General features: G+C 72.1%; 24 protein-coding genes, 1 tRNA gene and 1 pseudogene. 11 read left to right on the forward strand and 15 right to left on the reverse strand.

Annotated elements, in window-relative coordinates:
* Window positions 1–100 precede the first annotated feature (100 nt).
* A complete protein-coding gene (locus AB0M82_RS27365; RefSeq protein WP_364727449.1) occupies window positions 101–601 on the forward strand; it encodes a DUF1772 domain-containing protein in 501 nt (166 codons plus the stop codon).
* Here the strand turns inward: AB0M82_RS27365 and AB0M82_RS27370 are convergent, their stop codons facing one another.
* From AB0M82_RS27370 to AB0M82_RS27400, 7 genes are all read right to left on the reverse strand, one after another.
* Window positions 602–1,255, reverse strand: a complete 654-nt coding sequence (locus tag AB0M82_RS27370; protein WP_364727452.1) for a response regulator transcription factor — start codon at window positions 1,253–1,255, stop codon at window positions 602–604.
* Between the two features lie 8 nt (window positions 1,256–1,263).
* Complete coding sequence (locus AB0M82_RS27375) at window positions 1,264–2,415, reverse strand: histidine kinase (RefSeq protein ID WP_364727455.1); 1,152 nt, start codon at window positions 2,413–2,415, stop codon at window positions 1,264–1,266.
* A gap of 224 nt (window positions 2,416–2,639) precedes the next feature.
* Window positions 2,640–2,715, reverse strand: a tRNA-Ala gene (locus AB0M82_RS27380).
* Window positions 2,716–2,768: 53 nt separating this feature from the next.
* On the reverse strand, window positions 2,769–3,617 hold the full coding sequence (glpR, locus tag AB0M82_RS27385) for a gephyrin-like molybdotransferase receptor GlpR (protein ID WP_364727458.1): 849 nt from the start codon (window positions 3,615–3,617) through the stop codon (window positions 2,769–2,771).
* Window positions 3,618–3,805: 188 nt separating this feature from the next.
* Window positions 3,806–4,474 (reverse strand): GNAT family protein, encoded by a 669-nt coding sequence (locus tag AB0M82_RS27390; protein WP_364727460.1) that lies wholly within the window; start codon window positions 4,472–4,474, stop codon window positions 3,806–3,808.
* A complete protein-coding gene (gene glp, locus AB0M82_RS27395; protein WP_364727462.1) occupies window positions 4,474–5,751 on the reverse strand; it encodes a gephyrin-like molybdotransferase Glp in 1,278 nt (425 codons plus the stop codon). Before glp ends, AB0M82_RS27390 begins: the two co-directional genes overlap by 1 nt.
* Window positions 5,748–6,653, reverse strand: coding sequence for a UTP--glucose-1-phosphate uridylyltransferase (locus tag AB0M82_RS27400; RefSeq protein WP_364727465.1), 906 nt, complete (start codon window positions 6,651–6,653; stop codon window positions 5,748–5,750). Before AB0M82_RS27400 ends, glp begins: the two co-directional genes overlap by 4 nt.
* Before the next feature lie 24 nt (window positions 6,654–6,677).
* On the opposite strand from AB0M82_RS27400, the gene AB0M82_RS27405 reads away from it, so the two are divergent.
* The 4 genes from AB0M82_RS27405 (at window position 6,678) to mscL (ending at window position 8,942) form a co-directional block, all read left to right on the forward strand.
* The gene (locus AB0M82_RS27405; RefSeq protein ID WP_364727468.1) at window positions 6,678–7,268 is read left to right on the forward strand and encodes a 5-formyltetrahydrofolate cyclo-ligase; all 591 of its coding nucleotides are present in this window, start codon (window positions 6,678–6,680) and stop codon (window positions 7,266–7,268) included.
* Window positions 7,269–7,354: 86 nt separating this feature from the next.
* Window positions 7,355–7,666 carry an FmdB family zinc ribbon protein gene (locus tag AB0M82_RS27410; RefSeq protein ID WP_364727470.1) on the forward strand — a complete coding sequence of 104 codons (312 nt, stop codon included), beginning with the start codon at window positions 7,355–7,357 and terminating at the stop codon, window positions 7,664–7,666.
* Window positions 7,667–7,797: 131 nt separating this feature from the next.
* Window positions 7,798–8,445, forward strand: coding sequence for an SAF domain-containing protein (locus AB0M82_RS27415; protein ID WP_364727473.1), 648 nt, complete (start codon window positions 7,798–7,800; stop codon window positions 8,443–8,445).
* A gap of 83 nt (window positions 8,446–8,528) precedes the next feature.
* On the forward strand, window positions 8,529–8,942 hold the full coding sequence (gene mscL / locus AB0M82_RS27420; RefSeq protein WP_364727476.1) for a large-conductance mechanosensitive channel protein MscL: 414 nt from the start codon (window positions 8,529–8,531) through the stop codon (window positions 8,940–8,942).
* 5 nt (window positions 8,943–8,947) lie between these two features.
* On the opposite strand, the gene AB0M82_RS27425 is transcribed toward mscL, so the two are convergent.
* The 4 genes and pseudogenes from AB0M82_RS27425 to AB0M82_RS27440 form a co-directional block, all read right to left on the reverse strand.
* On the reverse strand, window positions 8,948–9,121 hold the full coding sequence (locus AB0M82_RS27425; RefSeq protein ID WP_364727479.1) for a hypothetical protein: 174 nt from the start codon (window positions 9,119–9,121) through the stop codon (window positions 8,948–8,950).
* A 61-nt stretch (window positions 9,122–9,182) separates the two neighbouring features.
* Window positions 9,183–9,452 (reverse strand): aldo/keto reductase, encoded by a 270-nt coding sequence (locus tag AB0M82_RS27430; protein ID WP_364727482.1) that lies wholly within the window; start codon window positions 9,450–9,452, stop codon window positions 9,183–9,185.
* A gap of 71 nt (window positions 9,453–9,523) precedes the next feature.
* Window positions 9,524–9,784 (reverse strand): annotated as a pseudogene (locus tag AB0M82_RS27435) (aldo/keto reductase); the annotation flags it as partial.
* 56 nt (window positions 9,785–9,840) lie between these two features.
* Window positions 9,841–10,341 carry a molybdenum cofactor biosynthesis protein B gene (locus AB0M82_RS27440; protein ID WP_360265923.1) on the reverse strand — a complete coding sequence of 167 codons (501 nt, stop codon included), beginning with the start codon at window positions 10,339–10,341 and terminating at the stop codon, window positions 9,841–9,843.
* Window positions 10,342–10,466: 125 nt separating this feature from the next.
* On the opposite strand from AB0M82_RS27440, the gene AB0M82_RS27445 reads away from it, so the two are divergent.
* Entirely contained in the window at window positions 10,467–11,528 is a 1,062-nt protein-coding gene (locus tag AB0M82_RS27445) for an NAD-dependent epimerase/dehydratase family protein (RefSeq protein WP_364727485.1), read from the forward strand.
* Window positions 11,529–11,545: 17 nt separating this feature from the next.
* Here AB0M82_RS27445 and AB0M82_RS27450 read toward each other — a convergent pair whose 3' ends face one another.
* The 3 genes from AB0M82_RS27450 to AB0M82_RS27460 are packed head-to-tail and all read right to left on the reverse strand — an operon-like array spanning window position 11,546 to window position 14,722.
* Window positions 11,546–12,595 carry a HAMP domain-containing sensor histidine kinase gene (locus AB0M82_RS27450; protein WP_364727488.1) on the reverse strand — a complete coding sequence of 350 codons (1,050 nt, stop codon included), beginning with the start codon at window positions 12,593–12,595 and terminating at the stop codon, window positions 11,546–11,548.
* Window positions 12,592–13,293: a response regulator transcription factor gene (locus tag AB0M82_RS27455; protein WP_364727490.1), complete on the reverse strand. Its 702-nt coding sequence runs from the start codon at window positions 13,291–13,293 to the stop codon at window positions 12,592–12,594. The genes AB0M82_RS27450 and AB0M82_RS27455 overlap by 4 nt, the downstream gene beginning before the upstream one ends.
* Before the next feature lie 10 nt (window positions 13,294–13,303).
* Window positions 13,304–14,722, reverse strand: coding sequence for a hypothetical protein (locus AB0M82_RS27460; protein WP_364727492.1), 1,419 nt, complete (start codon window positions 14,720–14,722; stop codon window positions 13,304–13,306).
* Window positions 14,723–14,881: 159 nt separating this feature from the next.
* Between AB0M82_RS27460 and AB0M82_RS27465 the strand changes: the two genes are divergently transcribed.
* The 5 genes from AB0M82_RS27465 to AB0M82_RS27485 are packed head-to-tail and all read left to right on the forward strand — an operon-like array spanning window position 14,882 to window position 18,425.
* Window positions 14,882–15,526: a glycosyltransferase family 2 protein gene (locus tag AB0M82_RS27465; protein ID WP_364727621.1), complete on the forward strand. Its 645-nt coding sequence runs from the start codon at window positions 14,882–14,884 to the stop codon at window positions 15,524–15,526.
* Window positions 15,523–16,206, forward strand: a complete 684-nt coding sequence (locus tag AB0M82_RS27470) for a DUF2064 domain-containing protein (RefSeq protein ID WP_364727495.1) — start codon at window positions 15,523–15,525, stop codon at window positions 16,204–16,206. The genes AB0M82_RS27465 and AB0M82_RS27470 overlap by 4 nt, the downstream gene beginning before the upstream one ends.
* Window positions 16,206–16,838 (forward strand): class I SAM-dependent methyltransferase, encoded by a 633-nt coding sequence (locus AB0M82_RS27475; protein WP_364727497.1) that lies wholly within the window; start codon window positions 16,206–16,208, stop codon window positions 16,836–16,838. The genes AB0M82_RS27470 and AB0M82_RS27475 overlap by 1 nt, the downstream gene beginning before the upstream one ends.
* Window positions 16,835–17,950, forward strand: coding sequence for a molybdopterin-dependent oxidoreductase (locus AB0M82_RS27480; RefSeq protein WP_364727499.1), 1,116 nt, complete (start codon window positions 16,835–16,837; stop codon window positions 17,948–17,950). Before AB0M82_RS27475 ends, AB0M82_RS27480 begins: the two co-directional genes overlap by 4 nt.
* 13 nt (window positions 17,951–17,963) lie before the next feature.
* Window positions 17,964–18,425, forward strand: a complete 462-nt coding sequence (locus tag AB0M82_RS27485; RefSeq protein WP_364727501.1) for a hypothetical protein — start codon at window positions 17,964–17,966, stop codon at window positions 18,423–18,425.
* Between the two features lie 137 nt (window positions 18,426–18,562).
* On the opposite strand, the gene AB0M82_RS27490 is transcribed toward AB0M82_RS27485, so the two are convergent.
* A complete protein-coding gene (locus tag AB0M82_RS27490) occupies window positions 18,563–19,984 on the reverse strand; it encodes a trypsin-like peptidase domain-containing protein (protein ID WP_364727504.1) in 1,422 nt (473 codons plus the stop codon).
* Window positions 19,985–19,990: the final 6 nt, after the last annotated feature.

The raw sequence follows: 19,990 nt of genomic DNA on the forward strand, positions 1-19,990 counted from the left end.
GGATGCGGTAGTGCACGCGAGCCGTGACGACGATGGCAACGGGCGCGCGAGTGCCGAAGATCTGTTCCACAAGGCAAATCGACGTGGTAGGAGCAGATCGATGACTAGTGCGAACCGGTTGCGGCGGAACCCGGCCGTGTGGCTCTTCCCGTTCGCCGTCCTGGTCGGCGTCCAGTTCGGCGCCGGGCTCTACGAGAAGATCATCGTCGTGGCGCAGTGGTCGTCGCTGCCCGGCGACCAAGTGGTGGCGGCGATCGAAAACAGCGGGATGAAGGCGGCGGGGCGGGTGTTCTGGCCGTTCGTGTCGCCGCTGGTCGCGTTGTTCGCCGTGGGCAACCTCGTCGTGGCTTGGCGGTCGAAGGCGGCGAACCGGCGCTGGTGGCTGGCCGGAGCGGCGCTCATGGTCGGGTACGCGGTCTTCAGCTACGGCTTCTTCGTGCCGCAGATGCTCTTGTTGCAAGCGGACGGCGCCACGTGGCCGGCGGACCGGGTCGAATCCCTCGTCGACTGGTGGACCGGGCTGAACTACGTGCGGATGGCGATCGGTGCGGCGGGGTGGCTGTGCCTGATCCGGGCACTGTCCTTGCTCGAACGGCGCTAGTCACGCACCGGCCCGCACCAGGCCGGTCTCGTACGCCACGACGACGAGCTGGGCGCGATCACGCGCGTCCAGCTTCACCATGGACCGGTTCACGTGGGTCTTCACCGTCGCCGGGCTGAGGAACAGCAGCCCGCCGATGTCCACGTTGGACAGTCCGCGGCCGACGAGCGCCAGCACCTCGCGTTCCCGCTCGGTGAGGACCGCGAGCCGCCGGTCGTCGGGCTGGTGGGGAGGGTTCGTCACGAACGCCTCGATCAACGTGCGGGTCGCGTGCGGACTCAGCAACGACTGCCCGCCCGCTACCGTGCGCACCGCGTCACGAAGGGCCTCTGGCCTGATGTCCTTGGTGATGAACCCGCTGGCGCCCGCCCGTAGGGCCGCGAACACGTACTCGTCTTGTTCATAGGTCGTCAACACCAGCACCCGGACGTCACGGCCGATGCCCGGGTCGGCGACGATCCGCGTGGTCGCGGTCAGACCGTCCAGCACCGGCATCCTGATGTCCATCAACACCACGTCGGGCCGGTGCGCTCGAACCGCGGCCACCGCCGCCGCCCCGTTCTCCACTTCGGCCACCACCACGATGTCGCCGTCGCGCTCGCACAACGTGCGCAGGCCGGTCCGCACCATCGGCTGGTCGTCGGCGAGAACCACCGTGATCGCTATGACACACCCCCTGAAGGCAACCGGGCCCGCACCGCCCACCCCGGCATCCCGTCGTCGGCGGGACCACACCGCACCAGCCCTCCCAGTGCCGCGGCCCGCTCGGCCATACCGCGCAGACCAGAGCCGGACGACCTGCCGGCCCCGCTCGTCCCGCGACCGTTGTCCCGCACGGTGACCAGCACTTCGTCCCGTCCGCAGTCGACGGTGAGGGTCAATGTATCGCCCCCGGAGTGACGCAGTGCGTTGGTCAGCGATTCCTGCGCCAGCCGATAGACGGTGAGTTCGACCGCCGGCCGCAGCGACGTGGTGTCGCCGCGCACGCTCAGCGTCACCGCCATCCCGGCGGCACGGGCGGCCTCGGCCAGGTCCGCCAGCTGCCCGATGCCCGGCGCCGGCCGGTCACCGCTGTCCGCCTGGGTCCGCAGCACGGCGATCGTGCTGCGGAGGTCGGTCATGGCGTCCTCACTGGCCGAACGCACCCACTCGACGGCTTCCCTGGCTCGATCGGGGCGGTCGGTCAGGTTGTCCGCGGCGACGTTCGCCTGGATGCCGACGACGGTCACGGTGTGGGCCAGCACGTCGTGCAGGTCCCGGGCGATCCGGAGCCGTTCGGCGGTGACCCGCTGCTCGTGTTCCTGTTCGGCCAGCCGCAGCCGCAACCCGGCTTCCTCACGAAGCGCGTGCCGGCTGCGCAGCGTCTCGCCGAGCAGCAGGATGACGGACAACAAGGCGACGTCGAACAGGGTTCCGATCGCAACCTGCGCGAACGTCTCGGCTCCTTCGCCGAGCAACCGGTAGAACGTGCTGCTGAGCCCGACCACCCCGAGCACCGTCACGCCCCACCAGAGGTGACCGGCCAGCGCCACGGCGAAGAGCTCGTATCCCAGCGCCAACGCGGGTGAGAAGGCGGGAACACCCATCGCCAGCGCGCCGAAGAAGCACACGCACGAACCCGCCAGAGCGATCCGCGGAGCGCGCCGGGCGATCACGACCCACACCCCGACGACGACCACGGCGGCCACCACCACCGCGTCGACCGGATGGGCGGGCTGATCGGTGGAAATCGCGGCCGCCCCGAGCATGACCACGGTCAGGGACGTGGCTGCCCCCAGATCCACACTCCGTTTTGCCCACGTGGACGAAAGCATGCGGTGAGCCTAGAGATCCACCTCGGCGAAAGCCTCGACGATGAGCGCCACGGCAACGAAAAAGGCCGCCCACTCCACAGTGGACGGCCTCTGCCCTCAGGTCGACCTTACTCGAACATTGACGACCGAAGCGACCACGGATGGGGGTCTGGGGGCTCGGCCCCCAGGAAACAAAACAGGGCGAGCAGGTCTGCGCCTTCCGCAGACACTCCTCGCCCGAGAACTGGTGGAGCTGAGGGGAATCGAACCCCTGACCTTCTCGATGCGAACGAGACGCGCTACCAACTGCGCTACAGCCCCTTGGTTGTGCTCGTAGAGCTTAGCAGTGCCCTACGAGCACCCGACCCGGGGGGTCACTCCCCGACGGCTCGCCGGTAAGGCCCGGTCCCGGGCTCGTCGAGCTCCTCGAACGCCGGATCCTCGTCGTCGAGGTCGACGACGACCGCGCTGCGGCGGACGCGGGATGTCGGGGATGGGCGGCGTTCGACGACCTCGCGGCGGACCGGCTCGACGACCTCGACGTCCTCGACCTCCGGAGCCTCGATCTCCTCGTCCTGGACGGCCGGACGGGGCGGCGCCGCGCGGCGGGGCGCGCGGGAGCTGTTGAAGCGGGCGAGCCGGCGCTGCCGGATCTCCTCTTCGATGCGCACCTGGCGGCGCAGGTAGAAGAGGTAGCCGACGAGCACGAAGTCGACGGCGCCGTGGCCCCACCAGACCAGGGGAACGAGGAACCCGGCGACGGCGGCGGTGCCCACCGCGATCACGAGCAGGATCACGACGATCCGCTGCCGGAAGCCGTACTTGGCGCGGGCCGCGATCTCCGCGGCTTCGGGGTCGAAGCCACCTCGGCCGGGCCGGTAACCCGGCCGGTCGCGTTCGGCCCGCGAACCGCGGGCCGGCTGCGGGAGCGGCTGGGGCTCGTCCTCCGGTTCCTCGAGGTCCTCGAGGTCCTCGTCGAGTTCGAGTTCCGCCTCCAGCTCCGCGAGGTCGTCCTCGACCGAGGGCCGGGACTTCTCGGGTTCATCGGACATCGCGAATTCCTCCCGGTCTTCGTTGCGTCCACCGCCACCACTGCGCACGACCCTGGCCGCCAACGCGGAGTCGGCCGTCCTCGCGACCTGCTGCCGTCGACGCGCCACCATGGGCACGAGTACGACGAGCCATGCCGCGGCGAGCGCGACGATGATCACGGAGCTGGGCATCTCCCGTCACCTCCCCCGATCCTTCACCTGAAATCACGCTAGTCACAGGAGTAACAGATCGGACGGAGGCTCGCCGGTTTCGATCACGGAAATGCCTCACCGGATTAGGTGAATCTCACTGCATGTGGTATCGCGCTCACGAACCCAGACGGGTAATCACGGCGGGTAATCGTGGCGGGTAATCACTGTCAGGCGTGGTCGGCACGACCCGCCGCGACGAGCCGGGACACCAGTCCGGCCCCGATCTCCTCGCGCGTGATGGCGAAGCAGTAGTGGTCGCGCCACGCCCCGGCGACGTCGAGGTAGCGTTCGAACAGCCCCTCCTGCCGGTAGCCCGCCTTGGCGAGAACCCGCAGGCTGGCGGCGTTTTCGGGACGCACGGTGGCCTCCAGCCGGTGCAACCCGGCCGGTCCGAAGGCGTGGTCGGTGACGAGCGCGACGGCGGCCGTCGCGACCCCGCCGCGGACCACCTCGGACGACACCCAGTAGCCGATCCAGGCCGACCTCAGCGACGCCCGGATGACGTTACCGACAGTGATCTGACCCGCGAGCTGACCGTCCAGGGTGATCGTGAACGGCAGGCACTGACCACGCCGTGCGAGCGAGCGTAATGCCGCCCACTGCGACGGCCACGACCAGAAGGCGTTGCGTTCCGGCCACGGGCCGACGCCGGTCGGCTCCCACACCTCGAGGTGCGCCCGGTCCCGGAGCCGGATCCGGCTCCACTCGCCGGCGTCGCGCAGCCGGACCGGCCGGATCGCGACCACGCCCGCGGGCACCCGCAGCGGGCCGAGCCGCGCCGGCCAGCCCGGGTGGCGGCTTTCGACCGGGTAGGACACGCCGGACACGGAGTTCATCAGGCCCGTTGCGCCAGGAAGGTGACCTGGACCTGCTCGCCGGCGGCCACTTCCGTCAGCTCTTCCGGCACGTTGATCAGGCAGTTCGCTTCGGCCAGCGACGCGAGCAGGTGTGCCCCGGACTGGCCGAGCGGCTGGACCAGGTACTCGCCGTTGGCCTCGTCGCGCAGGAGCTGGCCACGCAGGAAGCCGCGCCTGCCCTCGGTCGAGCTGATCGGCGAGAGCAGCCGCGCGCCGACGATCCGCCGGTGCGGGTTGCGGGTGCCGCGGGCCGCCCGGATCAGCGGCCGGACCAGCACCTCGAACACCACCAGCGCGCTCATCGGGTTGCCGGGGATGAGGAACGTCGGCACCGAGTCGGGGCCGAGCCTGCCGAACCCCTGCACCGAGCCGGGGTGCATCGCCACCCGCGTCATGTCGATCCGGCCGAGGTCGGCCAGCGCGGCGTGGACCTCGTCGCCGGTGGCGCCCCCGGCGCCGCCCGCGACCACGACGATCTCCGACATCAGCAGCCTGCCCTCGACGACCTCCCGCAGCCGCTTCGGATCGCTCGGCACGATGCCGACCCGGCTGACCTCGGCGCCCGCATCTCTCGCGGCCGCGGACAGCGCGTAGGAGTTGACGTCGTAGACCTGCCCGACCGACGGCGTCCGATCGACGTCGACCAGCTCGTCGCCCACTGACACGATCGACACCCGCGGCCGCGGGTAGACGAGGACCTTCGCCCGGCCGACGGCGGCCAGCAGGCCCACCTGGGCCGATCCGATCGTGTCGCCGCGGCGCACCGCGACGTCGCCGATCTGGACGTCTTCGCCGGTCCGGCGCACGTATCCCGCCGACGGCACCGACCGGTGCACGGTCACGCGAGCCTGGTGCCCGTCGGTGTAGGCGAGCGGCACGACCGCGTCGGCCAGCGTCGGCAGCGGCGCGCCGGTGTCGACGCGCACCGCCTGGCCGGGCTGGAGCCGCCGCGGCTGGCGCGAGCCCGCCGCGATCTCCCCGACGACCGGCAGCTGCACCGGCTCCTGCCCGGCGGCGCGCACATCGACGCTGCGCACCGCGTAACCGTCGATCGCGGCCTGGTCGAACCCGGGCAGCGCGTGCTCGGCGACCACCTCCTCGGCGCAGAGCAGGCCCTGGGCCTCGGAGATCGCCACGCGCACCGGCTGGGGCCGGACGGCGGCGTCCAAGGTCATCGAGATCTGCGCGTCGACCGAGCGCAGCTCGGCCTCGTCCCCGGCCACCTCGGGCCGCGCCGCGTCGAGGGATTCGGTCATGGGCGTTCTGTCCCGATCCGTTCCGTCAGCCACGCCCGTAAAGATGGACCGTACTCGGGCGTTTCCAGTGCGAAATCGACCGCGGCGCGCAGGAAACCACCCGGATTCCCCAGGTCGTGGCGTCCGCCGCGGTGCACGACGACGTGCACCGGATGTCCCTCGGTGATCAGCAGCGCGACCGCGTCGGTCAGCTGCAGCTCGCCGCCGCTGCCCGGCGTGATCCGCTTCAGCGCGTCGAAGATCGCCCGGTCGAGCAGGTACCGCCCCGCCGCGGCGTACGTCGACGGCGCGTCCTCCGGCTTGGGCTTCTCGACCATCCCGTGCACGCGCTTGACGTCTTCGTCGTCGGTGTCGGTGACGTCGAAGACACCGTACGGCGAGATCTCGGCCTTCGGGATGTCGAACGCGCAGAGCACGCTGCCGCCGTACCGCGCCCGGACCGCGCTCATCCGCTCGAGCACGCCGGTGGGCAGCACGAGGTCGTCCGGGAGCAGCACGGCGACGGCCTCGTCGTCGGGAGTCAGGTTCGGCTCGGCCTGCGCGACGGCGTGGCCGAGGCCGAGCGCCTGCTCCTGGATGGCGGTTTCGACCGCGAGCAGCGCGGGACCGCGGCGGACCTTCTCGAGCAGTTCGGTCTTGCCCTTGGCCTTGAGGTTCTCCTCCAGCTCGGGCTGGGTCTCGAAGTACTTGACGACGGCTTCCTTGCCCGGCGAAGTCACGATGACCAGGCGTTCCGCCCCGGCGGCGGCGGCCTCGGCCGCGACCAGTTCGATCCCCGGCGTGTCCACCACCGGCAGCAGTTCCTTGGGCACTGCTTTCGTCGCCGGCAGGAAGCGGGTCCCGAGGCCGGCGGCAGGCACGATGGCGGTTCTGAAGGTCTGGGTGGTTGCGGCGCCCGTCATGGGCGCAAAGCCTAACGTGAGGTCATGCACGCGCTGGGCAATGAGCACCTGAGCAAGGCGGAGTGGCGTACCCGGCTGACCCGCGCGCGGGCCGGGCAGACCGCCGAATCCCACGCCAGGGAGGCGACGGCGCTGGTCAGCGCGGTGTCGAAGGTCACAGTGAACACCGTGTGCGCGTACCTCCCGTTCGGCACCGAGCCGGGCACGGCGGCGCTCGCCGACGCGCTGGCCGCCGGGGGCGCGCGGGTGCTGCTGCCCGTCATCCTGCCGTCACCGGGCCCGCTCGACTGGGCCGAGTACACCGGCGAGGCCGATCTCGTGCCCAGCCGGTTCCGCGGCATCCGTGAGCCCGGCGGGAAACGCCTGGGTACCGACGCCGTCGGGGCGGCGGAGCTGATCTTGGTGCCCGCGCTGGCCGTGGACCGCCGGGGCGTCCGGCTCGGCCGGGGCGCCGGCCACTACGATCGCTCGCTGGTGTTCGCCGCGGCCGGCGCGACGCTGCTCGCCGTCGTGCGGGACGAAGAGCTGGTCGACCGGCTGCCGGGGGAACCTCACGACGTGCGCATGAGTGGGGCCTTGACACCGGGTCGAGGCGTGCTCGAGCTGCCGATGTGAGCAATCAGGAATTGCTTTCGGGGAATGTCATCCAGCACAATCGGGTTAGCACTCTTGTCGGATGAGTGCCAGCAAAGGAGCCGTCAGTGCCTACGTACCAGTACGCCTGCAAAGAATGCGACCACCGGTTCGAAGCCGTGCAGTCGTTCTCGGACCCCAGCCTGACCGTCTGCCCGCAGTGCTCCGGCGTGCTGCGCAAGGTCTTCAGCTCGGTCGGCGTCGTCTTCAAGGGCAGCGGGTTCTACCGCACCGACTCGCGTGACTCGGGCAAGCCGAGCACGACGTCGGCCCCGGCGAAGACCGAGACCAAGACGGAGACCAAGACGGAGACGAAGTCCGACACGAGCTCGGCATCATCCTCCTCGGGTACGACAAAAACGGCCGCCGCGGCGTCCTGACGCCGGCGGTTGTCCACAACACCCCGGTTGTCCACAGATGCCGGACGCGGCCCTTCCGGCGGCCCGTCCGGCTTCCCTAACGTCGATCTCGTGTGGCACGCCGCCGCACCCGATCCGGCCGAGGGGGCCCCGTGGACGTCCTGTCGAAGCTCCATCCATCCGATTTCACCCGGCTGCGAGGCCGGCGGACGCGGCTGATCCGCCGCTGGCTCGCCGCGGGTCTGCTGCTGACCGGTGCGCTGCTGTTCGTCCACCCCGGCTCCGCGCGGGGCGCGCCGACGACTCCGACCGTCGTCGCGGCGCGTGATCTTCCCTCCGGCGCCGTTCTGCGCGCCGTCGACGTCCGGCTGGCCGATCTCCCCGACGAGGCGCGTCCTGGGGGCGTGCTGAGCACCCTCGACGTCGCCGACGGGCGTCTGCTGGCGGGCGCCGTCCGCGCCGGCGAACCGCTGACCGACGTCCGCCTGGCCTCGGCCGTTCCCGTCTCAGGTGAGCCCGGGACGGCGGCCGTGCCGGTCCGGCTGGCCGACGTGGCCGTCGCCGAGTTGCTGGAGCCCGGCCGGCGCGTCGACGTCGTGGCCGCGCCGGAACCGGGGACGCCCGCGTCCGTGCTGGCCAGTGGCGCGATGGTGGTCACGGTGGGGCACTCCGACACGGCGGCGAAGGGGACCGGCCCGCCTGGCAAGGGACCACTCGTGCTGCTCCGGCTCCCGGACACGATCGCGACCCGGGTGGCGGCGATTTCACTGGAGCGTCCGGTAACCGTTACTCTCCGCTAGCCCGCGCCCGCCGAGACGGGTGACGGCGTCCCCCCGGAAGCCTCGGGGCGGTGGAGCACCGTCCCCGTTCGTGAGGAGAGTAAGTGCTCAAAGGGTTCAAGGACTTCCTGATGCGCGGCAACGTCGTCGACCTCGCCGTCGCGGTGGTCATCGGCGCGGCGTTCACCTCCATCGTCACAGCGTTCACCGACGGCCTGATCAAGCCGCTGATCAACGCGGTCGGCGGCACGGACGCCGCACAGGGCCTCGGCTTCAAGATCTTCACCGGCAACCCGTCGACGTTCATGGACGTCGGCGGCGTGATCAACGCGGCGATCAACTTCGTGCTGGTCGCGGCGGTGGTCTACTTCGTGATCGTGATGCCGGTGAAGCACCTGCAGCAACGGCGCAAGCGGGGTCAGGAACCGGGTCCGTCCGAGCCGACGGACGTGGAGCTGCTGATCGAGATCCGCGACCTGCTGCGGGCGCAGGCCCGCCGCGAGGAAAGCCGGGACTGAAGCCGTCAGCGGTCGTGGTGCGGTGGCCGGTTCTCCCGGTACCACTCGTCCGGGAGGCCGGTGCTCCGGTCGGGGTCGCGCTCGTCGGAGGTCGTCTCGGGCAGGACGTCCCCGAAGATCTCGTCGACCCGGCGGCGCTGCTCGCCGCTGGTCTGGGGATCACGTTCACGGCCCGGCATGCGCCCAGTGTCCCACGACGCGTTCTTTGACAACTCCACAGTGTCAGCCGAGAGCACCGTGTCAGCCGAGAGCATCGAGGCGCTGCCGCTGGGCCGGGGTGAGCCGGAGCCCGGCCGCGCCGACGTTCTCCTCCAGGTGCGCGATCCGGCCGGTGCCCGGAATCGGCAGGATCACCGGCGAACGGTCGAGCAGCCAGGCGAGCGCGACCTGGGCCGGGGTGGCGCCGAGCTCGGTCGCGACGGCGGCGATTTCGGATCCGCCGGCCGTGGCCGGAGCCACGGGCCGCCACGGCAGGAAGGCGATGCCTGCCTCGGCGCAAGCCCGCAGCACCGGTTCGTGCTCGCGATCGAGCAGGCTGTAGCGAACAACTCGATCCGCTCCACCCGGAGCCGGCGCAGGGCTTGGTCGACCTGGTCACGCAAGATCTCGGGCCGGGCGTCGAGCCGCCAGTCACCGTCGGGCCCCGTCCGTGCGACGCCCACCTTCGTGGTGATCAGCAGGTCGTCCGGATAGGGGTACAGCGCTTCGGCGAGCAGCTCCTCGTTGGCGCCGCCACCGTAGAGGTGGGCGGTGTCGATGAGCGTGACGCCCAGCTCGACGGCCCGCCGGGCGACGGCGATCGCGGCTGCCCGGGCGGGCCCGGCTTCGGTCGGCAGGTGCATGGCCCCGAAACCGAGCCTGCGGACGTTCCGCCTGCCGCCGATGCGGAAATCGGGTGTCACACCTCTTCGAGACCCGAAAGCTCGTCGATCACGTGCGGGACGAGCGAGGTCAGCGTCGCCATCCCGTCGCGCACCGCGGACCGCGAGCCGGCGAGGTTGACCACGAGGGTGCTGCCCGACACCCCGGCGAGGCCCCGCGAGATCCCGGCGTCGACCGCGCCGGCGGCCAGGCCGGACGCGCGGATCGCCTCGCTGATGCCCGGGATGGGGCGGTCGAGCACGCCGGCGGTGGCGTCCGGGGTGCGGTCACGCGGCAGCACGCCGGTGCCGCCGACGGTGATCACCAGGTCGGCGCCGCCGATCACGGCCGTGTTGAGCGCGTTGCGGATACCCGCGGTCTCGGCCTCGACGACCACGACACCGTCGACGATGAAGCCCGCTTCTTCGAGCAGCTCCGTGACCAGCGCGCCAGTGGTGTCCTCGTGCTCGCCGTGCGCCACGCGATCGTCCACGATGACCACGAGGGCCCGGCCCAGCCGTTGTGCACTCCGTTCCATGGCGCCCACCGTAGTCGGTTTCGGTCGTGCGGCGCCGGGAGGTGCCCGGGGTGAGTTCTGACGATTCGGTGACGTGGCCGCGCGAGCCGGGGCAGGCTCCGGTCTGGCCGCCTAGCGTGGCCGGTGTGCGCGTACTGGTCACCGGCGGAGCCGGGTTCATCGGGTCACACATCGCCGATCTGCTGGCCGACGGCGGTGACGACGTCGTGGTGCTGGACAACCTGCTCCCCACGGCCCACGGCTCCCGCACCCCGCCGGCGTACACCGGGAGGCACCGCTTCCTGCGCGGCGACGTCACCGACGCCGAGATCGTCGCGGAACTGCTCGACGGCGTCGACGCGGTGTGCCACCAGGCGGCGGTGGTCGGGCACGGGATCGACCCGTCGGACGCGCCTTCGTACGCCCTGCACAACGACTACGGCACGGCGGTGCTGCTGGCCGGGATGCACGCGGCCGGGGTGCGGAAGCTCGTGCTGGCGTCGTCGATGGTCGTCTACGGCGAAGGCCGGTACTCGTGCCAGGAGCACGGCGTGGTGGCGCCGTCGCCACGCCGCCGGTCCGATGTGGACGCCGGCCGGTTCGAGCCGCGGTGCCCGTCCTGCGGCGCCGAGCTGAGCTGGCGGCTGGTGCCCGAGGACGCGCCCCTGAACCCCCGGAGCACGTACGCGGCGACGAAGCTGGCTCAGGAGCACCTGGCTGGCGCGTGGGCGCGGCAGACGGGCGGCAGCGTGTGGGCGATGCGCTACCACAACGTCTACGGCCCGCGGATGCCCCAGAACACGCCGTACGCCGGGGTGGCGTCGCTGTTCCGCTCGGCGCTGGTGCGCGGCGAGGCTCCCCGAGTGTTGGAGGACGGCCGCCAGCAGCGTGACTTCGTGCACGTCCACGACGTCGCCAGGGCGAACGTGCTGGCGCTGCGCGCGGAGGGCCAGCCGGGCGACATCACCCCGGTGAACGTCTGCTCCGGCACCCCGCACACAGTGGGCGAGCTGGCCGAGGAGCTGGCCCGGGCCTGCGACGGCCCGGCGCCTGAGGTGGTCGGCGGCGCCCGTCCGGCCGACGTCCGCCACGTGGTGGCCGACCCGGCCCGAGCCCGCGAGCTGCTGGGCTTCACGGCGGAGATCGGCTTCGAAAAGGGCATGGCGGACTTCGCGACAGCCGAACTCCGCGCCTCGGTCACCCCCTGACGGGCGGGGACCTCGGTCTACGACATCGCCAACGGCAGGCGGACCTCGAACCGGCACCCGGGCCCGTGGTTCTGCACTCCGATCTTCCCGCGGTGGGCTTCGACCAGCCCCTTGGCGATGGCCAGGCCGAGCCCGCCACCGCTGGTCGTCCCCCCACGCTCGGGCGTCCGAGCCTGTGTCCCGCGGAAGGCGACGTCGAAGACGCGGCTGATCTCGTCGTCCGGAATGCCGCCGCAGGAGTCGTCGACGGCGAGCAGCGCCTCGTCGCCGTCGACGCCGATCTGCACGGCCACCGTGCCGTCCGGCGGGGTGTGGCGGATGGCGTTGGACACGAGGTTCCGCACGATCCGGGCCAGTTCCGGATCGCTGCCCGTCACGACCGGCCAGGTCGAGGCGTTGGCGAGCACCCGCACCCGCTTCCGGTAGGCGACCGGCGCTTGGGCGGCGACGGCGTCGCTCACGACGTCGCGCAGCGGCACCGCGGACATGGTCAGCTCGAGGGCGCCCGCGGTGATGCGCGAGAGCTCGAACAGGTCGCCGACCATCGCGGAGAGCCGGGTGGTCTCGCCGCTGATCCGCTGGGCGTAGTCGGCGACCTCGTGGCGTTCGGACACCACGCCGTCGGCCAGTGCTTCGGCCATCGCCTGGATCCCGGCCAGGGGGCTGCGCAGGTCGTGGCTGATCCAGGCGACGAGCTCGCGCCGGGACGCCTCGGCCGCGCGTTCCCGGTTCCGCGCCTCCCGTTCCCAGACACTGCGGCGGGCGATGGCACGGCCGAGGATGATCGCCGCGGGCACGGTGACCACCGCGACGAGCAGGCAGACCAGCAGCATCGTGGTCAGTGCCGGGGTGAACATGAACCCGCTGACGCCCAGGACGCCGACCAGCGTGGAGAGCACCGGGATCAGCACCAGCACGGTGAGCGTGGTGGCCAGTGAGCCCCGGCGCAGGACGTACAGCACCACGCCGCCCAGTGCCGCGACCGGCAGGGAGAACAGCAGCGCGAACGGCAGGATGTGCCAGAGATGCGTCAGCATCGCTGCGACTGACTCACCGGAGTCGATCATGGTTGCTCCCGGTCGTAGCGGTAGCCGACGCCCCACACGGTCGCCACCCGGCTCGGCTTGGCCGGGTCGCGCTCGATCTTTTCGCGCAACCGTCGCACGTGGACGGTCACAGTGGACTGGTCGCCGAAGTCCCAGCCCCACACCTTCTCGAGCAGGTCGGCCCGAGAGTAGGCGACACCCGGGTGCGCGAGGAAGTACGCCAGCAGGTCGAACTCGCGGCTGGTGAGCGGCAGTTCGCGACCACCGAGGGTCGCGGTCCGCGCGGTCATCTGCAGGCGCAGGTCGCCGTCCCTCAGTTCGGCGGCGACCGGTTCCGGGCGCGGCATTCGCGCGCGGCGCAGCACCGAGACGACGCGGAGGGCGAGTTCCTTGGGGCTGAAGGGTTTCGTCACGTAGTCGTCGGCGCCGAGCTGGAGCCCGGCGATCCGGTTCTCCTCCTCGCCGAGGGCGGTGAGCATGACGATGGGCACCTGGCTGACGTGACGCAGCCGCCGGCACACCTCGAGGCCGTTGATCCCCGGCATCATGACGTCGAGGACGACCAGGTCCGGCTCGTGGGCGGCGAACTTCGCCAGCCCTTCGGCGCCGTCGCCGGCCATGTCGACGGCGAAGCCGGCCACCTCGAGGTAGCGGCGGACTACGTCGCGGACCGTCTCGTCGTCGTCGACCACGAGCACCCGTCCGGCCTGATCGCTCATCACTTCTCCCTCACCAGCCCGTCAGCAGCAGGTGGTTGACCGCGAGCGCCGTCCCCGCCTGCGCGGCGAGCCACCACCGGCGCCCGGGCCGCGGCAGCAACGCCGTCATCGGCAGCAACCACACCCCGAACGGTAGCCAGATCCGTTCGGTCTCGGCCTTCGACAGGCCTGAAACGTCGGCGAACACCATGGTGAGCAGGGCGGCGACGCCGAGCAGCAGCACCGGGTCGGCGAGCACGGCACGGCGCGGGCGGGGCAGGAAGGCCTCGGTGAGCCCCCGCCGAAGGGCCACCACCACCGCGGGGCCGAGAGCGACGGCCACGGCCGCCAGGTCCGCCCAGACCCAGTACGAATAGGGCCGGACCAGCGCCACTCCCTGGTAGTAGCGCTCGACGACCAGGTGGTAGCCGTCGAGCCACCAGAAGCCCGCCCAGGCGAAGAGGCCGACGACGCCGACCGCCGCGGCGGTCGCCAGGATGGCCGCCCGCCACTGCCGGCCGAGGACCGCCACGGTCACCGCGAGCAGGCCGAGCAACACCAGGCCGTAGGACAGAAAAATGCCGAAGCCGAGCAGCACTCCGGCGGCCGACCCGGCGGGGACGGCGTAGCGGCGGCCTTCGCTGAAGCCCTTCGCGGACAACGCGAGCAGAGCGAGGCCAGTGGCGGTCGTCCCGGCGAACAAGCCGTCCGCCGACACGCCGATCCACACCGCTCCGGGAGTGAGGACGGCGAACGGCAGCACCGCGCGTGCCGCTTCGGCCCGGCCGAGGAGGGCGACCGTCGCGGGCACGGCGACCGCGACGAGGCTGCCGGCGAGGACGACGGCCGTCGCCGCCCACGCGCCGCCGTGCAGGCCGATCCGGTCCAGCCAGACGAAGACGAGCGTCGCGCCCGGCGGGTGCCCGGACACGTGCGTCGTCCAGGAGTCCGGCTGGAAGTCGAGGATGCGCGAGGAGAACTCGCGCAGCATCCGCGGGATGTCGGTGATCCCCGGTACCTCGTGGAGGTACTCCTGCGGAATGGTGAGCCGTCCCGCGAAGCCGCGTGCCCAGCCGTCGACCATGGCCAGCGAGAAGATCCAGGCGAGCGAGGCCAGGTAGCCGGCGGCGAGCGCGCGCCGCCACGGCAGGCGGGCGGCCAAAGCCGGGCCCTGGAGCACCACCGCGGCGGCGGTGAGCACGGCGAACACCGAGCCCGGGCCGACGTGCGGCAACCAGTCGGCGAACAACGGCGGCGAGGCGACGAAGATGACCACGCCGGAGTTCGGCCGGTTGTAGTGGAGGCCGACCGCGGTGGCCGCGGCGACGAGCGCCACGGCCATCGCCACGGCGAGGAGGTCGGCGCGGCGTCCGGACCGATCGGGTGCCGGGACACCGGGTTCGCGGGCAGGCGGCTCGGCGAGCCGGGCTGCCTGATTCGGCTCGCTCATCGTCGCCCACCCTAGGTCCGCGGAGGGCGACCCGCGCCCCCGGAACGGTAGCCGTAACGATGCGGTAAGAACTCCCCGGATGTCATGATTCGGTAAGCGCCACAAGGGTTCTACGGCGTCCAGGGCGGCCCTACGGTCGGCGTCGTGACTGACTTGGAAGTGGACGTCGTCCTCCCTTGCCTCGATGAAGCGGGCGCTCTCCCCGGCGTGCTGGCCGGCTTGCCGCCGGGCTACCGCGCGATCGTGGTCGACAACGGTTCGGCCGACGGCTCGCCCGAAGTGGCGGCCGCGCTCGGCGCGAAGGTCGTCCACGAACCGCGCCGCGGCTACGGCGCGGCCGTGCACGCGGGCCTGGAAGCCGCCACCGCGGACATCGTGTGCTTCGCCGACGCCGACGGGTCCCTGGACCTCGCCGACCTGCCGCGGCTGGTGACCGCGGTGGAGCACGGCGCCGACCTGGCCGTCGGACGCCGGGTGCCGACGGGCCCCGGGGTGTGGCCGTGGCACGCGCGGGCCGGCAACGTCGTGCTGGCGCGGCTGCTGCGCGGCCGCGGGCTGCCGGTGCGGGACATCGCTCCCCTGCGCGCCGCGGACCGGCGGGCGCTGCTCGGCCTCGACGTCACCGACCGGGCGTTCGGCTACCCGCTGGAACTGCTGCTCAAGGCCCAGCGCGCCGGGTGGCGGGTCCGCGAATTCGACGTCCGCTACGGCGAACGGGCCAAGGGGACGAAGTCGAAGGTGTCCGGCTCGGTCCGGGGCACGCTGCGCGCGGTCCGCGACTTCGGGCGGGTGCTGGCGCGATGACGGCCCGGTTCGTCCTGCTGGTCGTGGCCAAGGCGCCGGTGCCGGGCCTCGCCAAAACCCGGCTCTGCCCGCCGGCGACACCCGCACAGGCGGCGCGGATCGCCGCGGCCGCGCTGCTCGACACGCTCGACGCCGTCTGCGCGGTTCCGGGCGCCGCGCCCGTCGTGGCGATGACCGGCGACCTCGGCTCCGCCGCCCTGGCCACCGAGATCGGCCTGGCGCTGCGCCGCGTCACCACGATCCCGCAGCGTGGCGGGGACTTCGGCGCCCGGCTGGTCAACGCCCACGCGGACGCGGCCGCGGTGCACACCGGCCTTCCGGTGCTGCAGATCGGCATGGACACTCCGCAGGTCACGCCGGAGTCGCTCGCCGCGGCGGTCGCGCCGGTCCTGCACGGCGGGCACGATTCGGTGCTCGGCCCGGCCGTGGACGGCGGCTGGTGGGCGCTGGGACTCGCCGAGCCGCGGCACGCCCAGGTTCTCGCGGGCGTCCCGATGTCCCGCGACGACACCGGCATACGCACGCTGCGGGCGCTCGTCGCGAGCGGGCTGCGGCCGAGCGGGGCGGCCCGGCTGTCCGATGTGGACACCATGGCGGATGCCCGCTCGGTGGCGGCGGCGTGCCCGGACGGCCGGTTCGCCCGTGCCGTCGCGGCGGTCCGTGGCCGGGCGGTGGCGTGATGACGGCCCCGGCGATCACCGGCAACGAGTTCGACCGCGGCCTGCTCGGCCACCGGTGCTGGCTCGAACTGGCCAACGGCGAGCGGATCGAGCTGCCGGTCGAACGCTGGATCGAACCGTCGGAAGGCGACGACGTCCTGCTCGACGCCTGTGCCGGGCCGACCATCGACATCGGCTGCGGCCCCGGCAGGCTCACCGCCGCGCTGGCCGGGCGCGGGGTCGCCGCGCTGGGTGTGGACAGCTCGCGCACGGCCGTCCGCCTGACCCGCCGTCGCGGCGGAAGCGCGTTGCACCGCGACGTCTTCGACCGCGTGCCCGGAGAAGGCCGGTGGCGGCACGCCCTGCTCGCCGACGGGAACATCGGCATCGGTGGCGACCCGGTCGCCCTGTTGCGCCGCGTCGCGCGGCTGATCGCCGCCGACGGCGACGTCCTCGTCGAACTGGAGCCGCCCGGGCACGGCCTGCGGCACGAGCGCGTCCGGCTGCGTCCCGGCCACGCCGACGGCGCCTGGTTCACCTGGGCGTGGGTCGGTGTCGACGCGATCGCCGAAGTCGCCGTGCGCGCCGGGTTGCGCGTCGACTGGACCACGCGGCACGGCCACCGCTGGTTCGCGCGATTGGAACGGGCGTGAAGCTGCCGATCCCCAAGGAAGAACAGTTCAAGGCGCCGGCGCACGACGAGCGGGTGACGTCGAAAATCGGGCTGGCCCTGGCGGTCACGTTCACGACGTGCTTCGTCACGGGCCTGCTCAGCCACCTGATCCAGCACCCGCCGGAGTGGTTCTTCTGGCCCAGCCGGCCGGTCGGGCTCTACCGCGTCACGCAGGGACTGCACGTGATCGCCGGCGTGGCGTCGATCCCGTTGCTGCTGGCGAAACTGTGGAGCGTCTATCCGAAGCTGTTCGGCCGGCCACTCGTCCGCTCGCTGCCGCACGCCCTGGAACGGCTGTCGATCCTGGTCCTTTCGGGGGCGGCGTTCTTCGAGCTGACGACCGGGCTGCTGAACGTCGCGCAGAACTATCCGTGGGGCTTCTACTTCCCACAGGTCCACTACGCGGTCGCGTGGCTGGCGATCGGGTCGATCCTGGTGCACGTCGCGGTGAAGCTGCCGGTCATCCGCCGGGCGCTGAGCCGCGAGAGCGTCGAGGAACCTCCGTCCACCGGGCTGTCGCGGCGGGGATTTCTCCGCACCACCGGGCTGGCGACCGGTGTCGCGGTCGTCGCCACCGCCGGCGCGACGGTTCCGTTCCTGCGCGGCGTTTCCGGCCTCGCCTGGAAGACCGGCAAGGGCACGCAGGGTCTCCCGGTGAACCGCACGGCGGCGGCCGCGGGAGTCACGTGGTCGTCGGCCTGGCGGCTCTCCGTGGTGACTTCACGCGCCACGAAGACGTTCTCGCTCGACGAGTTGCGCGCGCTGCCGCAGACCACGGCCGAACTGCCGATCGCCTGCGTGGAGGGCTGGAGCCAGTCGGCGACCTGGCGCGGAGTTTCCCTGCCGGTCCTGCTGAACGCCGCCGGCGCGCGCCCGGGCACCGCGATCCGGGTGTCCTCTTCGGAGCGTTCCGGGCTGTACGGCGTGAGCGTGCTCCCCGGTGAGCACACGGCGGACGAACTGACGCTGCTGGCCCTGGAGCTGAACGGCGAAGTGCTCGACATCGACCACGGCTTCCCGTGCCGGATCATCGCCCCGAACCGGCCCGGGGTGCTGCAGACGAAGTGGGTCACGAAACTGGAGACACTGTGAAATCGAAGAGACTGTGAGGACGGCGCGCGCTCTGCTGGCCCTTCCGGGCCTCGCGGCGCTGGCGTGGGGCGTGGTGTTGTTCGCCGAATACGCGCTGCCGCTGCGCCCGGACGTCTTCGGCACGGTCGGCTGGCTCGTCGGCGGCCCGATCCTCAACGACGCCGTCGTCGCCCCGCTGACGGCGGTCCTCGGCGCCGCCCTGACCCGCCTCCTCCCGCGCCCATGGCGGGCTCCGGTGGTCACCGGCACGGTGATCACCGGCGTGCTGCTGATCCTGGCGTTCCCGCTGCTCTGGCGTCCGTACGGCACCCCACCGATGCCCGGCCTCCACGACGGCGACCCCGCCCTCGGCCTGACCCTCACGGTCACAGCGGTCTGGCTCCTGGTGGTCCTGACCGCCCTCCGCCACCGTGTCGTCCCCCCGATCACCCGTGATGCCCCTCCAGGCACGCGAACCGACCGTTCCGGCACCTGACCCCCGGCACAAATGCGGCCACGCGCGACCGGCATCGAGTGCCTGGTCGCGCGTGGCCTTGTGGGTCCGGCCCCGGGATGCGGGGGTCGAGCCGAAGTTGGTCTCGGCCGCCGAGACGGCCGAGCGTCTGGAACGGATCAGTTGGGCTGGACGGGCTTCCCGCCGAGCGTCACCTCGACCTTGCGGCCATCGGCGAGGGTGAACGTCGCCTTCTCGTCCGGCGCCCGGGTGCGGACCGCGGCGACCAGCGTGTCGGGCGAGTCGATCGGGCGGTCGTCGATCTTGGTGACGACGTCGCCCGCCTTGAGGCCGGCCTTCTCCGCCGGGCTGCCGGCCTCGATGGCGCCGAGCTCGGCGCCGCCGCCCTGCGGGGCGTTCTTCACCTGGGCGCCGATGTAGGTCTGCACCGCCTGGCCGGTCTTGATGATCGTGTCCGCCGTGCGGCGCGCCTGGTCGATCGGGATGGCGAAGCCGATGCCGACGTTGCCGCCTTCGGAGCCGCCCTGGCCCTGGCCGCCGGACTGCGGGCTGTAGATCGCCGAGTTGATGCCGATGACCTGGCCGGCCATGTTGGCCAGCGGGCCGCCCGAGTTGCCGGGGTTGATCGCCGCGTCGGTCTGGACGGCGTCCATCACCGTGGTCTGGTCGCCGCTGCTGCCGCCCGCGCGCACCGGCCGGTGCAGCGAGCTGACGATGCCCGAGGTGACCGTGCCGGCCAGCTCGAACGGCGAGCCGATGGCGACCACGGACTGGCCGACCCGCAGGTCGTCGGACCGGCCGATCTCGACCGGGGTCAGGTTGGCGACGCCGTCGACCTTGACCACCGCGATGTCGGTCGTCGGGTCGCGGCCGACGACCTTGGCGGCGGCCTTCTTGCCGTCCTGGAACACGGCCTGGATCTGCCCGCCGTTCGCGGCCACCGCTACGACGTGGTTGTTGGTCAGGATGTAGCCGTCGGTGCTGACGACGAACCCGGAGCCCTCGCCGGCCCCCTGCTGCCCGCTCACCTGCAGCTCGACGACGCTCGGCGACAGCTTCTGCGCGACCGACTCGACCGAGCCGGCGGGAGCGTTGCCGGTCTGCTGGGCCGGCTTCGGCGCGTTGAGCGCGTTGCTGGCCGGGCCGTTGGACGTCCCGCCCGTGAAGTACCCGACCGTCCCGCCCGCGATGCCGCCGACCAGCAACGAGACCAGCGCGACGCCGGCGAGCAGCTTCCCGCCGGACCGCTTGGGCTGCGGATCGGGTGCGTTGTAGACGGACGTGCCAGGGTGCGCATACGGGTTCGGCGGCGGGTAGACGCTCTGCTGGGTCTGGCCGGACGGCACCTGCGCGCCCGCCGACCAGGGGTTCGCGTTCTGCGCTCCGTAGGACGGATCGGCCCCGGTCACCGCGTGGTAGGACGGCGCGGAGTACTGCGGCGAGCCGCCGGACTCGGGCGCGGCCTGCTCGCCGTACGGAGTACCCGCCCAACCGCCCTGAGCGGCCTCGTGGCCGGGCTGGGCGTCCGCGGGGTGCCGCGGCGCCGCGGGGTCGTGCGCGCTGGGGTCGTTCTCGGTCATGTCTTC

It is taken from the genome of Amycolatopsis sp. NPDC051128 (assembly GCF_040682715.1).
Classification (GTDB): Bacteria; Actinomycetota; Actinomycetes; order Mycobacteriales; family Pseudonocardiaceae; genus Amycolatopsis.

Coding starts and splice junctions, on each gene's coding strand:
- AB0M82_RS27365 (WP_364727449.1), top strand. CDS start 101: ATGACTAGTGCGAACCGGTTGCGGCGGAACCCGGCCGTGTGGCTCTTC.
- AB0M82_RS27375 (WP_364727455.1), bottom strand. CDS start 2,415: ATGCTTTCGTCCACGTGGGCAAAACGGAGTGTGGATCTGGGGGCAGCC.
- glpR (WP_364727458.1), bottom strand. CDS start 3,617: ATGCCCAGCTCCGTGATCATCGTCGCGCTCGCCGCGGCATGGCTCGTC.
- AB0M82_RS27390 (WP_364727460.1), bottom strand. CDS start 4,474: ATGAACTCCGTGTCCGGCGTGTCCTACCCGGTCGAAAGCCGCCACCCG.
- glp (WP_364727462.1), bottom strand. CDS start 5,751: ATGACCGAATCCCTCGACGCGGCGCGGCCCGAGGTGGCCGGGGACGAG.
- AB0M82_RS27400 (WP_364727465.1), bottom strand. CDS start 6,653: ATGACGGGCGCCGCAACCACCCAGACCTTCAGAACCGCCATCGTGCCT.
- AB0M82_RS27405 (WP_364727468.1), top strand. CDS start 6,678: ATGCACGCGCTGGGCAATGAGCACCTGAGCAAGGCGGAGTGGCGTACC.
- AB0M82_RS27425 (WP_364727479.1), bottom strand. CDS start 9,121: ATGCCGGGCCGTGAACGTGATCCCCAGACCAGCGGCGAGCAGCGCCGC.
- AB0M82_RS27440 (WP_360265923.1), bottom strand. CDS start 10,341: ATGGAACGGAGTGCACAACGGCTGGGCCGGGCCCTCGTGGTCATCGTG.
- AB0M82_RS27450 (WP_364727488.1), bottom strand. CDS start 12,595: ATGATCGACTCCGGTGAGTCAGTCGCAGCGATGCTGACGCATCTCTGG.
- AB0M82_RS27455 (WP_364727490.1), bottom strand. CDS start 13,293: ATGAGCGATCAGGCCGGACGGGTGCTCGTGGTCGACGACGACGAGACG.
- AB0M82_RS27460 (WP_364727492.1), bottom strand. CDS start 14,722: ATGAGCGAGCCGAATCAGGCAGCCCGGCTCGCCGAGCCGCCTGCCCGC.
- AB0M82_RS27470 (WP_364727495.1), top strand. CDS start 15,523: ATGACGGCCCGGTTCGTCCTGCTGGTCGTGGCCAAGGCGCCGGTGCCG.
- AB0M82_RS27475 (WP_364727497.1), top strand. CDS start 16,206: ATGACGGCCCCGGCGATCACCGGCAACGAGTTCGACCGCGGCCTGCTC.
- AB0M82_RS27490 (WP_364727504.1), bottom strand. CDS start 19,984: ATGACCGAGAACGACCCCAGCGCGCACGACCCCGCGGCGCCGCGGCAC.